This window comes from Pacificibacter sp., assembly GCF_039769035.1.
In the GTDB taxonomy this organism is placed as follows: Bacteria; Pseudomonadota; Alphaproteobacteria; order Rhodobacterales; family Rhodobacteraceae; genus Celeribacter.
In genome coordinates this window covers 1-14587 of record NZ_JBDMZG010000040.1, presented here as the reverse complement: position 1 = coordinate 14587, position 14587 = coordinate 1, and the positions used below count along the sequence as shown (strand labels likewise).

General features: G+C 54.3%; 17 protein-coding genes. 10 read left to right on the top strand and 7 right to left on the bottom strand.

Annotated elements, in window-relative coordinates; genetic code table 11:
- From lgt to pgeF, 3 genes are all read left to right on the top strand, one after another.
- A partial coding sequence (gene lgt / locus ABF287_RS04200; protein ID WP_347183771.1) for a prolipoprotein diacylglyceryl transferase occupies positions 1–479 on the top strand: 479 nt, incomplete at its 5' end.
- The gene (locus tag ABF287_RS04195) at positions 472–1563 is read left to right on the top strand and encodes an SAM-dependent methyltransferase (RefSeq protein WP_347183770.1); all 1092 of its coding nucleotides are present in this window, start codon (positions 472–474) and stop codon (positions 1561–1563) included. The genes lgt and ABF287_RS04195, both read left to right, overlap by 8 nt.
- Before the next feature lie 26 nt (positions 1564–1589).
- Positions 1590–2348 carry a peptidoglycan editing factor PgeF gene (gene pgeF / locus ABF287_RS04190; protein ID WP_347183773.1) on the top strand — a complete coding sequence of 253 codons (759 nt, stop codon included), beginning with the start codon at positions 1590–1592 and terminating at the stop codon, positions 2346–2348.
- A gap of 57 nt (positions 2349–2405) precedes the next feature.
- On the opposite strand, the gene ABF287_RS04185 is transcribed toward pgeF, so the two are convergent.
- On the bottom strand, positions 2406–2906 hold the full coding sequence (locus ABF287_RS04185; RefSeq protein ID WP_347183769.1) for an Lrp/AsnC family transcriptional regulator: 501 nt from the start codon (positions 2904–2906) through the stop codon (positions 2406–2408).
- A 261-nt stretch (positions 2907–3167) separates the two neighbouring features.
- Here ABF287_RS04185 and trxB point away from each other — a divergent pair, with 261 nt between their 5' ends.
- The 3 genes from trxB to ABF287_RS04170 all read left to right on the top strand — a co-directional run bounded on the left by trxB (position 3168) and on the right by ABF287_RS04170 (position 7691).
- Positions 3168–4115: a thioredoxin-disulfide reductase gene (gene trxB, locus ABF287_RS04180; protein WP_347183768.1), complete on the top strand. Its 948-nt coding sequence runs from the start codon at positions 3168–3170 to the stop codon at positions 4113–4115.
- A gap of 267 nt (positions 4116–4382) precedes the next feature.
- Entirely contained in the window at positions 4383–6455 is a 2073-nt protein-coding gene (locus tag ABF287_RS04175; protein WP_347183767.1) for a bifunctional sulfate adenylyltransferase/adenylylsulfate kinase, read from the top strand.
- A gap of 336 nt (positions 6456–6791) precedes the next feature.
- Complete coding sequence (locus ABF287_RS04170) at positions 6792–7691, top strand: glycosyltransferase family A protein (RefSeq protein WP_347183766.1); 900 nt, start codon at positions 6792–6794, stop codon at positions 7689–7691.
- A 30-nt stretch (positions 7692–7721) separates the two neighbouring features.
- On the opposite strand, the gene ABF287_RS04165 is transcribed toward ABF287_RS04170, so the two are convergent.
- Together ABF287_RS04165 and ABF287_RS04160 are read right to left on the bottom strand one after the other, a co-directional pair.
- Positions 7722–7949 carry a DUF1150 family protein gene (locus ABF287_RS04165; protein WP_347183765.1) on the bottom strand — a complete coding sequence of 76 codons (228 nt, stop codon included), beginning with the start codon at positions 7947–7949 and terminating at the stop codon, positions 7722–7724.
- Positions 7950–7953: 4 nt separating this feature from the next.
- Positions 7954–8367, bottom strand: coding sequence for an Hsp20 family protein (locus tag ABF287_RS04160; protein ID WP_347183764.1), 414 nt, complete (start codon positions 8365–8367; stop codon positions 7954–7956).
- Positions 8368–8541: 174 nt separating this feature from the next.
- Between ABF287_RS04160 and ABF287_RS04155 the strand changes: the two genes are divergently transcribed.
- The 3 genes from ABF287_RS04155 to ABF287_RS04145 all read left to right on the top strand — a co-directional run bounded on the left by ABF287_RS04155 (position 8542) and on the right by ABF287_RS04145 (position 10400).
- On the top strand, positions 8542–8760 hold the full coding sequence (locus ABF287_RS04155; protein WP_347183763.1) for a DUF465 domain-containing protein: 219 nt from the start codon (positions 8542–8544) through the stop codon (positions 8758–8760).
- An 85-nt stretch (positions 8761–8845) separates the two neighbouring features.
- Positions 8846–9334, top strand: coding sequence for a 5-(carboxyamino)imidazole ribonucleotide mutase (gene purE, locus ABF287_RS04150; protein WP_347183772.1), 489 nt, complete (start codon positions 8846–8848; stop codon positions 9332–9334).
- Positions 9327–10400, top strand: coding sequence for a 5-(carboxyamino)imidazole ribonucleotide synthase (locus tag ABF287_RS04145; RefSeq protein WP_347183762.1), 1074 nt, complete (start codon positions 9327–9329; stop codon positions 10398–10400). Before purE ends, ABF287_RS04145 begins: the two co-directional genes overlap by 8 nt.
- On the opposite strand, the gene ABF287_RS04140 is transcribed toward ABF287_RS04145, so the two are convergent.
- Together ABF287_RS04140 and ABF287_RS04135 are read right to left on the bottom strand one after the other, a co-directional pair.
- Positions 10397–11230, bottom strand: coding sequence for a DMT family transporter (locus ABF287_RS04140; RefSeq protein ID WP_347183761.1), 834 nt, complete (start codon positions 11228–11230; stop codon positions 10397–10399). The genes ABF287_RS04145 and ABF287_RS04140 overlap by 4 nt on opposite strands.
- A gap of 23 nt (positions 11231–11253) precedes the next feature.
- Positions 11254–12042, bottom strand: a complete 789-nt coding sequence (locus ABF287_RS04135; protein WP_347183760.1) for an alpha/beta hydrolase — start codon at positions 12040–12042, stop codon at positions 11254–11256.
- 64 nt (positions 12043–12106) lie between these two features.
- Between ABF287_RS04135 and ABF287_RS04130 the strand changes: the two genes are divergently transcribed.
- Positions 12107–12565 (top strand): NUDIX domain-containing protein, encoded by a 459-nt coding sequence (locus tag ABF287_RS04130; RefSeq protein WP_347183759.1) that lies wholly within the window; start codon positions 12107–12109, stop codon positions 12563–12565.
- Positions 12566–12576: 11 nt separating this feature from the next.
- Here the strand turns inward: ABF287_RS04130 and ABF287_RS04125 are convergent, their stop codons facing one another.
- Together ABF287_RS04125 and groL are read right to left on the bottom strand one after the other, a co-directional pair.
- A complete protein-coding gene (locus tag ABF287_RS04125; protein WP_347183758.1) occupies positions 12577–13077 on the bottom strand; it encodes a GNAT family N-acetyltransferase in 501 nt (166 codons plus the stop codon).
- A gap of 193 nt (positions 13078–13270) precedes the next feature.
- Positions 13271–14587, bottom strand: a 1317-nt coding sequence (gene groL / locus ABF287_RS04120) for a chaperonin GroEL (RefSeq protein ID WP_347183757.1), incomplete at its 5' end; no start/stop codon positions are given.

Here is a 14587-nt window from a genome sequence, read left to right as displayed (position 1 = left end):
CCCTGTTGTCCTTGGCAGATCTGCTGGCGATGTCCGCACCGGTTGGGTTGCTGTTGGGGCGTATCGCTAACTTTGTGAATGCAGAGCTTTGGGGCCGCCCGACGGATGTGCCTTGGGGTGTTATTTTCCCCGGAGATGCAGCTCAATCTTGTGCCACAGCCACGTCATACTGCGCACGCCACCCCTCTCAGCTGTACGAAGGAGCGCTGGAAGGTCTGTTGCTCGGCAGCTTGCTTTTGGTACTTGTTTGGCGCTTCAACGCGTTGAAAAAGCCAGGCATGATTGCAGGGCTATTCTTGGCAGGCTACGGCATTTCACGCTTTATCGTAGAATTCTTCCGCCAAGCCGATGCGCAATTTATCACACCTGAAACACCGCTGGGGCAGGTCTTTGTTGGCCTGTCGATGGGACAGCTTTTGTCCGTGCCGATGATTGCGTTCGGGGTCTTTCTTGTCGTGCGGGCCAAGCGCCATGCCTAAGACACACGCAACCCCAATGGCCGAGTTGTTGGCGCGGCGCATTTCCAAAACTGGCCCGATTTCCTTGGCGGAATACATGGCCGATTGCCTTTTGCACCCTGAGCACGGCTATTACACCACCCGCGACCCTTTGGGGGCGGAGGGCGATTTCACCACAGCGCCTGAAATCAGCCAGATGTTTGGCGAACTCATGGGGCTGTGCATGGCCCAAGCATGGATAGATCAAGGCCGCCCTGCCCCGTTCACACTGGCTGAACTAGGCCCCGGTCGCGGCACGTTGATGGCAGACATTTTGCGCGCGACCAAAGCTGTGCCCGAGTTTCACGCAGGGCTACAGATCACCTTGGTCGAGGCCTCGCCCACCTTGCAAGCCAAGCAACAGCAACGACTTGCAGGGTTCGACGTCAACTGGGTCAACACCGTGGCAGAGCTGCCTGATCAGCCGTTGTTCTTGATCGCAAACGAATTTTTCGACGCCCTGCCCATCCGCCAATTTGTGCGCGACGCAAAGGGATGGTGTGAAACGCAAGTGGGCCTTGTGGATAATGTGCTGACCTTGGGCCTGTCCCAGCCTGCCCCGATTGCACTGCTGGATCATCGCCTTGAGGACACTTCCGAAGGCGAAGTTGTTGAAATCTGCCCGTCGAGCGCGCCGATTATGGATGAGATCGCGCGCCGCATTGCTGTGAACGGTGGTGCTGCGATTGTGATCGACTATGGCGATTGGCGTGCACGTGGGGACACATTTCAGGCGCTGGAACGTCATGAAATGGTTGACCCTTTGGCACGACCGGGTGCCGCGGATCTGACCGCGCATGTGGATTTTGAGGCCTTGGCACGTGAGGCCGAAGCGGCTGGCGCAACCGCGTCCCGTATGGTGCCTCAAGGGGAGCTTTTGGCGCAGCTTGGAATTGTGCAACGCGCTGAAAAACTCAGCATGACGATGGATGAGGATGCCTTGAAATCCCACATTGCTGCATTTGAGAGGTTGACCAGCCCCGATAAAATGGGCTTGCTTTTCAAAGCCATTGCAATTGCGCCGAACGCCACTTTGTTGCCACCCGGATTTACGACCCCAGCATAGAGCCTAGCATGAAAGTCCAGTTTGATATGAACTTAGAAGTCATCACAGCCGAAGCTTTGGACGGCATTGACCACGGGTTTTTCACGCGCAAAGGCGGCGCGTCTTCTGGTGTTTATGCAGGGCTCAATTGCGGCTTTGGCTCAACCGATCAATCTGACATCGTGGCCATCAACCGCCGCCGCGTGGCAGCCGCCATGGGGGTCGATCAAACGCATCTGTGTGGCGTGCATCAAGTGCATTCGAACGATGTTGTACGCGTGACGGCACCGCTTTCTGGCGAGACACCGAAAGCGGATGCTTTGGTTACAAACCAACCCGGTTTGGCTTTGGCTATTCTAACGGCCGATTGCCAACCCGTTCTTTTTGCGGACAAAGAGGCGGGTGTTATTGGTGCGGCCCACGCCGGATGGCGCGGTGCGATTGACGGCATTTTGGAAAACACCGTGGACGAAATGGAAGCTTTGGGCGCCAAACGCGAGAATATTTCCGCCATCATCGGACCAAGCATTTCGCAAAGCGCCTATGAGGTTGGGCCAGAATTCTTGGACAGTTTCCTTGCCGCCGATCCTGAAAACGTGCGGTTTTTCACCAATGGGCAGGACGACCGTTATATGTTTGATCTGCCGTCTTTTGGGTTGGACAAACTGCGTGCGGCGGGTGTGGGTCATGCGGGATGGACGCGCCATTGCACCTATTCTGACCCAGATCGGTTCTATTCCTACCGCCGGTCTGTGCACAAAAAGGAAGCCGACTATGGTCGATTGCTGTCGACCATTCGTCTGTAATCCATGGTGTGAATTGGCATTGCTGCGCAGGGCATGCGGCCCCTTGCTGCGAGGTCTTTAGGCGTTTTGCGCCAAACGCGCTTCGAGCACGTCGAATGGAACGCCCGGTTCATCTTTCGCACCACGAATCACCAAAGAGGTTTTCACGCTCGCCACGTTGGGTGTGGACAGCAATTCTGACGTCAAAAAGGTTTGGAACGTCGACAGATCCGGCGCGACACATTTCAAAATGAAATCCACTTCGCCGTTGAGCATGTGGCATTCGCGCACGAGCGGCCATTCGCGGCACTTTTCTTCGAAAGCGGATAGATCCACCTCGGCTTGGCTTTGCAGACCCACCATGGCGTAAACTTGCACTTCAAACTGCAAGGCACGTGCATCCACCACCGCGTGATAGCCCGTGATGTAACCGCTGTCTTCAAGTGTGCGCACGCGGCGCAGACAGGGCGGCGCGGAAATCCCAACGCGTTTGGCCAATTCAACATTGGTCATACGCCCGTCAGCCTGCAATTCTGCCAAAATCTTGCGATCTATTTCATCAAGTTTATGGACAGCCATTCAATTCTCCGGACGTAGGGTAAACCAAGAACGTTTTGCAAATGCATTACAAAAGGCCCTGTGTGCGCAAGGATGTGTCTCATTTAGGGCGCATAAATTCAAGAACATTCCGCAAAGCAAATCCAAAAGCAGTGACTTTCCGCTCACAAATTGAGCGAAATATACGGACAGTTGATCAAGAGAATGCCTCGTGGGGTTTGCGTCCTTGAGACAGCGTGTCTATATCGAGTGCAACGAGATAAGACAACGCGAGGGACAGATATGTCTGAGACCAAACACACCAAAGTTCTGATCATCGGTTCTGGCCCTGCCGGCTACACAGCGGGCGTCTATGCCTCGCGTGCGATGCTGTCGCCGCTCTTGGTGCAAGGTATCGAGCCAGGCGGGCAATTGACCACGACCACGGAAGTGGAAAACTGGCCTGGCGAGAAAGAAATTCAAGGTCCAGAGCTGATGGTCAACATGCAAGAGCATGCCGAAGCCATGGGCTGTGAGATCAAGCAAGACATCATCACCAGCTTGGACACAACTGTGCGCCCATTTGTGGCCATGGGCGACAGCGGCACGACTTACACGGCCGATGCGGTGATTTTGGCGACTGGCGCGCGGGCAAAATGGCTTGGGCTTGAATCCGAGGAAAACTTCAAGGGTTTCGGCGTGTCCGCCTGTGCAACCTGTGACGGCTTTTTCTACCGCGGCATGGAGATCGTTGTGATCGGCGGCGGCAACACGGCTGTTGAAGAAGCGCTGTTCTTGACCAACTTCGCCTCAAAAGTGACGTTGATCCACCGCCGCGACAGCCTGCGTTGTGAGAAAATTCTTGAGCAGCGCCTGTTCAAGAACGAAAAGATCGAAGTGCTGTGGGATCACCAGCTTGACGAAGTCTACGGTGATGAGGCCCCAATGAAGGGCGTCAACGGTGTACGTGCGAAACACGTCAAAACCGGCGAGATCAAAGACATTCCCGCCAAAGGTGTTTTCGTTGCCATCGGCCACGCCCCTGCGAGCGAATTGGTGTCTGACGTTCTGGAAACGCACAATGGCGGCTATGTCAAAGTGACACCAGGGACGACAATGACCTCAATCCCCGGTATTTTCGCGGCTGGCGATTTGACCGACCACACATACCGCCAAGCTGTGACCTCGGCTGGCATGGGCTGTATGGCGGCGCTTGATGCAGAACGGTTCTTGGCCGAACAAGAAGACTAAGACGCTCACCAGTCGCGACAGATCCCAGTCACTTTGGGACTGCGACCTACGGGATGATCAGAACAACAAGGGGCGAATGCTGACGAGGCGTTCGCCCTTTTCCTATAAAAGCGCGACCTTTTACGGCTGACAGACATCGCCCCGCCACCGTTGCAATGCCGCAACGCCAAAAAATATCGAAAGTTCCCCCCAAATTAGCCTTTGCCTCGGCGCAAATTTATGCGATGCGTTCACGCGTGAACACACTTTGAGTCGCAGGACCCTATTTTGACAACTGCCAAAACCAAATTTGATGATGAAGACCAGCTCTTCAAACTCTTGCGCCAACTTGATTTGGCGTCGGATGCATCTCAGCGCACGATTGCAGCCGCGATCGGCGTGTCTTTGGGACGGCTCAATGCATTGATTAAGGACGCGACAGAAGCGGGTTTCATCAGCGTTTCAAACCGCAATGGCCCCGACAAACGTCAACGCTTTGCCTATTCACTGACTTCTCGTGGCGGCGCTGAAAAATCCCGCCTCACCGACCACTTTCTGGCGCGCAAACTTGCAGAATACAATTCTTTGCACGCGGAACTCACAGGCACCAACAGCAGCTTGGTTCCGCTCAAACACAGGACTTATCCGATGGAAAACAACCTCGCTCCTATTCCAGAGCTTTACGTCTCTTATGAGAGTGCACAAAAACTTAAAGTCGAAGCCGCTGATCTTGTCAGCTGGGATTTGACACCGCGCCAAATCTGCGACCTTGAGTTGTTGATGAACGGTGGTTTTAACCCTCTCAAAGGCTTCTTGACCCAAGAAGACTACGACGGTGTTGTTGAAAACATGCGCTTGGCGGATGGGTCTTTGTGGCCAATGCCAATCACTTTGGACGTGAACGAAGAATTCGCGGGCAAATTGGAAGTGGGCCAAGACATTGCGCTGCGCGACCAAGAGGGCGTGATCCTCGCGACCATGACTGTCACAGACAACTGGGAGCCAAACAAAGCGAATGAAGCTGTGAAAGTCTTCGGCGCTGACGACGATGCGCACCCTGCTGTGAACTACCTGCACAACCAAGCTGGCAAAATCTACTTGGGCGGTCCTGTGACTGGCATCCAACAGCCTGTGCACTACGATTTCCGCGCCCGCCGCGAAACACCAAACGAATTGCGCGCCTTCTTCCGCAAAATGGGCTGGCGTCGTGTTGTTGCGTTCCAAACACGCAACCCATTGCACCGTGCGCACCAAGAGCTGACATTCCGCGCAGCCAAAGAAGCGCAAGCGAACCTTTTGATCCACCCCGTTGTTGGCTTGACCAAACCAGGCGACGTGGACCACTTCACACGCGTACGCTGCTACGAGGCTGTGCTTGATAAATACCCATCATCCACAACATCTTTGTCATTGTTGAACTTGGCGATGCGTATGGCTGGCCCACGTGAAGCTGTTTGGCACGGTCTGATCCGCGCAAACCACGGCTGTACACACTTCATCGTTGGTCGCGACCACGCTGGACCTGGCTCCAACTCACAAGGCGAAGATTTCTACGGCCCATACGATGCGCAAGATTTGTTCCGCGAGCACGCAGAAGAAATGGGCATCGAAATGGTCGACTTCAAACACATGGTTTGGGTTGACGAGCGCGCACAATACGAAGCGATTGACGAGATCGAAGACAAAGACAACGTCACGATCCTCAACATCTCTGGCACAGAATTGCGCCGCCGCTTGGCAGAAGGCCTTGAGATCCCTGAGTGGTTCTCTTTCCCAGAAGTTGTGAAAGAATTGCGCCGCACAAAACCACCACGTGCGAAACAAGGCTTCACCGTCTTCTTCACGGGCTTCTCTGGCTCAGGCAAATCCACAATCGCCAACGCTTTGATGGTCAAATTGATGGAAATGGGCGGTCGTCCGGTGACTTTGCTCGATGGCGACATCGTGCGTAAAAACCTGTCTTCCGAGCTTGGCTTCTCCAAAGAGCACCGCGATCTGAACATCCGCCGCATCGGTTATGTTGCGTCTGAGATCACCAAAAACGGTGGTATCGCGATCTGTGCGCCGATCGCGCCTTACGCAACAACACGCCGCGCTGTGCGTGAAGATGTCGAAGCGTTTGGTGCCTTCGTTGAAGTGCACGTCGCCACATCCATCGAAGAGTGTGAAAAACGCGATCGCAAAGGTCTCTACAAACTGGCTCGCGAAGGCAAAATCAAAGAATTCACAGGGATTTCTGATCCTTATGACATTCCTGAATCACCTGAACTGCGCGTTGAAACTGTCGGTCACGACGTCGACAACTGCGCACACCAAGTGATCCTCAAACTGGAAAGCTTGGGCCTCATCGCCGGCAACTAAGCCGCCGCTGCAATTTTAACGACGCCTTTAAAGCGCCCTGATCATTTGATTGGGGCGCTTTTTTTGTGCTCCGATGCCCCTCAATCGGAACGCGTTGACACACTCACCGACGGCATGGTCAGTCGTAAGTCGTTCGAAACCACATTAGCCCATCCATGTGACGGCAACGATTTCAACGACTTGTGCGGTTCAAAAATCCATTTGAGCTTTAGAAAATCGCTCTAAAAACGCCACCAAATGAATACGAAAAGCCGCTAGACACACCAACGACAAGCGCAATACACATGAGAAGCAAGCGCTCATCGATCGCACCCTCGACCCGCTAGGAAACGCCCCTTGTCTCGCACAATTATATCATTGACCACGATCCCACCCCGCTTTGACAAGATCGGGAACACGCTGCACGACCTGTTAAATCAATCGCACCACATTGATGAAGTGCGTCTCAATCTTGCACGTGAGTACAGGCGATTTCCCGGAGAGCTTCCATCTTTACCGCCCTTGCCCGAAGGTGTCACGGTTCATTGGTGCGATCACGATTTTGGCCCTGCGACCAAAGTGTTGCCTACGGTTCTGGATCACCGCGGCGAAGACACAGAAATTCTCTTTTGTGATGATGACTTGCCTTACGAACCCACATGGGCTGCGAGGTTTTTTGAGGCGCGCAAAAACCACCCAAACGCATGCATTGCGAGCAAAGGCTACGATCTGGACAGTCGCAAGTTAGGGCACCGCTATGCCTTAGAAGACCGCCTGCAGCCGCGCGTTTTGCGCCGCCGTAAAACACTCAGCTACCGATTGCTGCGCTTGTTAACGCTCGGCTTGGTCAAACCAAACTCATACATTCAAGACGGCTATGTTGATATTCTTGAAGGATACCGTGGAGCATTGGTGCGGCCAGAATTTTTCCCAAAAGAAGTATTCGACATACCCGACATCCTATGGACTGTGGACGACCCTTGGTTATCTGGGCATTTAACGCGAAACAATGTACCAATTTGGATGCTCGTGGACGCAACGTCTCACGCCGCGCCCTATAGCGCACATTATTCAGAACGCCTTGTGGAATATGTTTACCAAGGCCATGGCCGCCTTGAAGCGGACAGTGCTTGCATCGACTATTTTCGCGACACTTATGGCATTTGGCCGGGCCTCAAAGAGACGCCTGACACCGTGCCAAAACCAGGCTTTCGCCAGTTTTTTCTTGGCCAAGACCTTCCCGTCGGAGGCTCTTAGCCAATAGGTTAAATCAAGTACAACTTCTATTTAGTGAACATTCACTGGCGAAAAGTCGTGCTCTCGCGCCAGATCAAACGCGAGTTTGCGATCAGCCACAAGCGCCATCCGATCACCGTCGGCATTGTGCACAGAGTAAATCCGTTCCATATCACCCGCCTTTTCGCGCACCTCATCAGGCAGGTCCGCCACCAAAACTGAGCGCACATAAACGATTTTCTCGTCCACACTTGGAATATTGTCGAAAGTTGCGTTCATGTGCTTATCCCCTTTTGATTTCAATAGTTTCGACGACACTGTCAGGTGTCGTGCGCGACAGATCGATGTGCAGCAAGCCGTTTTCCATAATGGCGGCAGCCACATCCACGCCGTCCGCCAACACGAAAGACCGCTGGAATTGGCGCGCAGCGATCCCGCGGTGCAAAAACAGCCGACCTTCTGAATCGTCCACTTGGCGACCACGGATCACCAACTGGCGATTCTCAAGCGTGATGGACAAGTCTTGCTCAGAAAATCCCGCAGCAGCCAAAGTGATGCGATATGCGTTGTCAGAAGTTTGCTCGATATTATACGGGGGATACCCGCCAGAATCTGACTTGGCAGTGCGTTCCACCAGTCGCTCCAGTTGATCGAATCCCAGCAAAAACGGATGCGATCCAAATGTCATTTTCGTCATGAACACGCCCTTTCACTTAAGCGACTGTGCAAATTTGGCCCCAAGTTTGGCGGCCTTCTGTAACAATATGGGGATTATGGCGCACGCTTCAAGACAAAGACCACAAGGCTTTGAGAATTAAGCATTTGCGCGTAGAATGGCCTCAATAAATAACATTGAGTCGCAAACCAAGCTATGAACATGACCTCCAAAATGGACCTCGAAGACGTGCTGCGCGTAAAGCTGGCGGTACTCAAGCGCGAGCACGGCGACTTGAACGAGGCAATCGACGCGATTCAGGCCCTGCCAATGCCCGATGCGCTGCGACTTCAGCGGATGAAGCGTCAAAAATTGGTGCTCAAGGACCGTATTGCACGGCTTGAAGACCAAATGACCCCAGACATCATCGCCTAAAGCGCGGTTTAGCGGCGCATTTTATTGCACCCCGCGCGATCCCCGCTATAGTGCGCCCTTCTCTCAAGGCACCAATGAGGACAGCATCGTGAGCGTCAAAGTCGGCATTATTATGGGCAGCCAATCGGATTGGCCCACTATGAAACTTGCAGCGAATATTTTGGATGAACTGGGCGTGGCCTATGAAACCAAAATCGTTTCTGCCCACCGCACACCGGACCGCCTGTGGGCTTATGGCAAAACGGCAGCTGAGCGTGGCCTCAAAGTGATCATCGCGGGCGCTGGAGGTGCGGCGCATTTGCCTGGCATGATGGCGTCGAAGACCCGCGTGCCTGTTGTCGGCGTGCCGGTGCAAACCCGTGCCTTGTCTGGTGTGGATAGCTTGTATTCCATCGTTCAGATGCCCAAAGGTTTCCCAGTTGCCACCATGGCAATCGGCGAAGCCGGTGCCGCCAATGCTGGCCTGATGGCTGCTGGCATATTGGCAACGTCTGACGACGCCCTTGCTGAACGTTTGGATGCATGGCGCGATGCTTTGGCAGCCTCTATTCCGGATGAGCCAACAGATGGTTGATGTTCTCGCACCGAATGCCACGATTGGCATCCTTGGCGGCGGTCAATTGGGCCGTATGCTCTCTGTCGCGGCCTCGCGTCTTGGGTTTAAAACCCACATTTTTGAACCCGCAGCCAACCCGCCTGCAGGTCAGGTCGCGGACGCGGTCACAACCGCATCATACGAAGACGAAGCCGCTCTCAAAGCCTTTGCAGCCTCTGTCGATGTGATCACCTATGAATTTGAAAACGTGCCAACATCTGCGTTGAACTTGCTCGAATCCATCAAACCGATCCGACCAAACCGCCGCGCTTTGGCTGTGTCGCAAGATCGGGTTGCGGAAAAAGAATTCTTGTCAGGTTTAGGCCTAAACATTGCGCCTTTCGCGGCTGTGGACACAGCCGAAGACTTGGACAAAGCCATCGCCGAGATTGGCGCACCAGCGATCTTGAAAACCCGCCGGTTCGGATATGACGGCAAAGGCCAAGCGCGGATTATGGATGCAGCAGACGCGCCAAAAGCCATTGCCGATGTCGCAGGCGCGCCAAGCGTTTTGGAAGGCTTCGTGGATTTTTCACACGAGGTGTCTGTGATTGCAGCACGCGGTCAAGCGGGCGATGTGTCTTGCTTTGATCCTGGCGAAAACGTTCACACAGATGGCATTTTGCACACCACCACGGTTCCGGCCAACTTGACCGCGTCCCAACGGATGGATGCGGTGCTCTTGGCGGCGAAGATCTTGAACGAGCTTGAGTATGTCGGCGTCATGGGCGTGGAATTGTTCGTGACAAAACAAGGCCTTGTGGTCAACGAAATCGCCCCACGCGTGCACAACTCAGGTCACTGGACGCAAAACGGCTGTGTGATTGATCAGTTCGAACAGCACATCCGCGCGGTTGTGGGCTGGCCTTTGGGCGACGGCAAACGGCACTCAAATGTTGAAATGCTCAACCTGATCGGTGACGACGTGGACCGCATTCCTGAGTTTGCCAAAGATGGTTCTGTCGCGATCCACATGTATGGCAAAGCCGATGTGAAAAAGGGCCGTAAAATGGGCCATGTGAACAAAATAACTGGCGCCGCTTAAGCTTTTGAGGATCGGCGCATCGAGACGCCGATCCCACCCAGCACCAAGACACTTGCGATCACGAATTTTACGGTGATCTCTTCCCCCAAAAATACGAACCCTCCCGCCATGGCGATGATCGGCACGGACAATTGCGCCACGCTGGCACGGCTGGCGCCAAGGCGTGGCAAAATCGCATACCACAACGCATAGCCCAGCCCCGAAGTGACAGCGCCTGCGATCGCCGCAAGCACAATGCCAGAGGGTGTCAACGCGCCTTGCGTGATGCCCCACACCAACCCCGTGGGCACCACGGCCAGAGCGAAATTCATCGCGGTATCCGCCAAGGGATCACGCGCACTGCGCCCGATCAGGGAATACACGCCCCACCCGACGCCCGCCGAAATCATCGCCAGCGTGGCAAGCAGGGCAAAGGTGCTATCGGCCTCGGGCCAAAGCAAATAGGACAGGCCGCTTAAGGCCAAAACGCCGCCAAGCCAGCGTTGCGGCGGGACGGTTTCTTTGACAATCACCGCGCCAGCGAACATCGACAGTTGCACCGCGCCAAACAGAATCAACGCCCCTGCGCCTGAAGGCAAGGACAGATAAGCGATTGAAAAACCTAGCATATAGACAGACAGCGCCGCGACGGGCGCCAGGCGGCGGCGCAAGTTCAGTGCTGGCATGGCTCCGCGAAAGCGCACAAGCACGATAAGCATGATCGCGCCGGTGACGACACGCAAAGCCGCAAAGGCAAATGGGTCAGAGCCAGTGGTCAGCGCCACGCGCGTGAGCACCGAATTGGCAGCGAAAGCCACCATGGCAAGGGCGGTGAGCCAGAACAGTTTCATGAAAAATCCGATGCGCGCGAGGCCTATTTCAAGACAGTATAGGCCTGCGTCATCGACATATCATGCACAAATGCGCCCTCTCGCAAGAACGTGACCACCTGCGCCAACACCCGTGGATTGTGCATCATGAACGTATGCGTCACGGGTAAAATGATATGATCTGACATGCCCTCAACACGGGTCGAGGCGATAGACACTTTGCCGTCGTCGTCGCCCTCAACAAGCGCAGATGTGGCGGGGTTCAACGACTGGCTGCCTGCGATGATCCCTGTTTCAAACGGCACGGGCGGCAGCGTCTCTGGCAGCCCGCCGGATTTGAGTTGCAAGGACGCTGGTCCGTTCAGCCATTGAAACAAGGCTTTATCCCCATGTGCGTCAATGATGCCTGAGCCATGATTTGGCGGCCCCAACATCACCACACGCCCCCACTCAACCGACGGATGCGCTTGGGCGTAAGCCCGCAACAAAATGCCCCCCATAGAATGGGTCACCACCGCTGGCGTCGGGTCTGCGCCACACTCTGCGCGCGCGGATGTTAAGGCGGCCTCCGCCAATGGCCCGATTTCGCCACTGCGTGACGGATAACCTTGGTTCACGACCGTATAGCCTTTGTGTTCCAACGTTTTTTGCACGCTCAGCATTGACGATTTTGTCCGCGCAAGGCCATGCAGCAAAATCACGCAACCGCTGTCGTCTGTTGCTGCGTGCGACAGACCATTTGGCACGCTGGTTTGATTGGCCAGTAATTGAAGTGGCGCGAAGATTGCGCCCCAAACAAGGGCGGCTATGGCGGTTTTTCTCATGAGTGACATGTAAGAGCTTTGTTTTGGGGATCAACAGGCTTGCACTGTGCACTGTGCATGCGCATGCTGAGGGATGTCCACACCAAATCTATCCCCCCGCTTGGCGGCGCGCGCCCTTATCGTTCACGACGATAAAGTGTTGCTCGTGAATGCCTTTGCCAAGCACCGTTTGGGGCTTTGGTGCGCACCGGGCGGCGGCGTTGAACGCGGCCGCTCCATCCCAGAAAACTTGATCCGCGAGGTCTTTGAAGAGACGGGATTGACCGTGGCTGTGGGTGCGCTGGCTTTGGTCAACGAATTTCACGACCCCAAAAGCGGGTTTCACCAAGTTGACTTGCTGTTTCACTGTTCGATTGTCAAAGGCGAGCTTGATCCAAACTGGCAAGACGTCGCGGGCGTTGTCAGCAAATACACATGGGCAAGCGAAAGCGACTTGGCGCGGATGAATGTCAAACCAAGCACGCTGGCGCAGGCGGCTTTTCATCCGACACCGCACCCGCTTTACGATCCGCTGGAAGTCATTCTCAGCTAAACCTTCGATGACTATGTCCCAGCGGGCTCGCCTAAGGGGGCTAAGGCGTGCGGATAGACCAATGTGTGTGAGGAAAGTTCAGTTCCAGCCTCAATTGGGTAAAGAGATGTGAACGCTTTGCCAAATGGCATGTCGAGATTGCGCGCGGCGGATTGCGAAAATCCCACTTGCGCGTAATAAGCCGGATCTCCGAGAACCAAAACCGCAGGTGCATTTTCGCGGCGCGCGAGGTTTATGCCGTGAGAAATCATTTCGTGGCCCATGCCTTTGCGACCACGCGACGTCGAGACCACCATGGACACCAAGACCCACCAGTCTGCGGGCTCAACCATTTTGGCGCAGCACAAATAGCCAAGAATTTTACCCTCCTGGACCACAAGCCGCTCCAAAGCGATCATGTCGGCGGCGCGCAAACTTTTTACGGTTTGAAACAAGTGTGAGTCGCCAGTTTCGCTGTCCAAGAAGATGGACAGGCTCAAATCATCGGCAGCGGTAACGGGGCGAAGGTTCATAGGAAAGGTCCGGTGTTTTCCTAGTGATCGCGAGTTCTTGCAAAGATCACAAGACAAAAATCGTTCCATTTTGACATGCTATTTGTCGGCCTTCTTTTTTCTTCGCCGAGGAAATTCACCTGCAGTTACAAAAAAACGGGGGGCGCATAAAGCACCCCCCGTCTCGAATTGTGTCAGTCAGATGACCGGCTGATTACATCATGCCGCCCATGCCGCCCATGCCGCCCATGTCTGGCATGCCGCCACCGGCACCGCCATCTTTGGATGGTTTTTCAGCAACCATAGCTTCGGTTGTGATGAGCAAGCCAGCGATAGACGCCGCGTCTTCCAACGCTGTACGTGTCACTTTGGCAGGGTCGATCACGCCGAAGGAGAACATGTCGCCATATTCTTCAGTTTGTGCGTTGAAGCCGAATGCGAGATCATCGGATTCACGCACTTTGCCAGCAACAACAGCACCGTCAACACCAGCGTTTTCAGCGATCTGACGCAAAGGCGCCTCAATCGCGCGACGTACGATTGCGATACCAGCGTTTTGATCTGAGTTTTCGCCTTCCAAGCCTTCAAGGCCTTTACCAGCTTGCACCAGAGCAACACCACCACCAACAACGATGCCTTCTTGAACAGCAGCGCGTGTCGCGTTCAAAGCGTCGTCAACGCGGTCTTTGCGCTCTTTCACTTCAACTTCAGTCATGCCGCCAACGCGGATCACTGCAACGCCGCCTGCGAGTTTCGCAACACGCTCTTGGAGTTTTTCACGATCGTAGTCAGATGTTGTTTCTTCGATTTGCGCGCGGATTTGACCCACACGTGCTTCGATTTCAGCTTTTGCGCCAGCGCCTTCAACGATTGTTGTTTCGTCTTTGGTGATGGAGACTTTCTTAGCAGAACCGAGCATGTCCATAGTGACGTTTTCGAGCTTCATGCCGAGATCTTCGGAGATCACTTGACCGCCAGTAAGGATCGCGATGTCTTGCAACATGGCTTTGCGACGATCGCCGAAACCAGGTGCTTTCACAGCTGCGATTTTGAGGCCGCCGCGCAATTTGTTGACAACGAGTGTTGCCAAAGCTTCGCCTTCAACATCTTCAGCGATGATGAGAAGTGGCTTTTGAGATTGGATCACAGACTCGAGGAGTGGCACCATAGCTTGCAAAGAAGAGAGTTTCTTTTCGTGCAAGAGGATGATGCAGTCTTCCATGTCAGCAACCATTTTGTCTGGGTTGGTGACGAAGTAAGGAGACAAGAAACCACGGTCGAACTGCATGCCTTCAACAACAGTTGTTTCAGTGTCCATGCCTTTGTTTTCTTCAACAGTGATCACACCGTCGTTGCCAACTTTTTGCATCGCGTCTGCGATTTGACGACCGATTTCAGCTTCACCGTTGGCAGAGATTGTGCCGACCTGTGCAACTTCGTCTGTATCTTTCACTTCGCGTGATGCCGCTTTGATCGCTTCAACAACGTTTGTTGTTGCAAGATCGATGCCGCGCTTGAGATCCATTGGGTT

Coding starts and splice junctions, on each gene's coding strand:
- ABF287_RS04155 (WP_347183763.1), top strand. CDS start 8,542: ATGAACATGACCTCCAAAATGGACCTCGAAGACGTGCTGCGCGTAAAG.
- ABF287_RS04165 (WP_347183765.1), bottom strand. CDS start 7,949: ATGAACGCAACTTTCGACAATATTCCAAGTGTGGACGAGAAAATCGTT.
- ABF287_RS04160 (WP_347183764.1), bottom strand. CDS start 8,367: ATGACGAAAATGACATTTGGATCGCATCCGTTTTTGCTGGGATTCGAT.
- trxB (WP_347183768.1), top strand. CDS start 3,168: ATGTCTGAGACCAAACACACCAAAGTTCTGATCATCGGTTCTGGCCCT.
- ABF287_RS04130 (WP_347183759.1), top strand. CDS start 12,107: ATGTCCACACCAAATCTATCCCCCCGCTTGGCGGCGCGCGCCCTTATC.
- ABF287_RS04125 (WP_347183758.1), bottom strand. CDS start 13,077: ATGAACCTTCGCCCCGTTACCGCTGCCGATGATTTGAGCCTGTCCATC.
- ABF287_RS04195 (WP_347183770.1), top strand. CDS start 472: ATGCCTAAGACACACGCAACCCCAATGGCCGAGTTGTTGGCGCGGCGC.
- ABF287_RS04145 (WP_347183762.1), top strand. CDS start 9,327: ATGGTTGATGTTCTCGCACCGAATGCCACGATTGGCATCCTTGGCGGC.
- ABF287_RS04135 (WP_347183760.1), bottom strand. CDS start 12,042: ATGTCACTCATGAGAAAAACCGCCATAGCCGCCCTTGTTTGGGGCGCA.
- ABF287_RS04140 (WP_347183761.1), bottom strand. CDS start 11,230: ATGAAACTGTTCTGGCTCACCGCCCTTGCCATGGTGGCTTTCGCTGCC.
- ABF287_RS04185 (WP_347183769.1), bottom strand. CDS start 2,906: ATGGCTGTCCATAAACTTGATGAAATAGATCGCAAGATTTTGGCAGAA.
- pgeF (WP_347183773.1), top strand. CDS start 1,590: ATGAACTTAGAAGTCATCACAGCCGAAGCTTTGGACGGCATTGACCAC.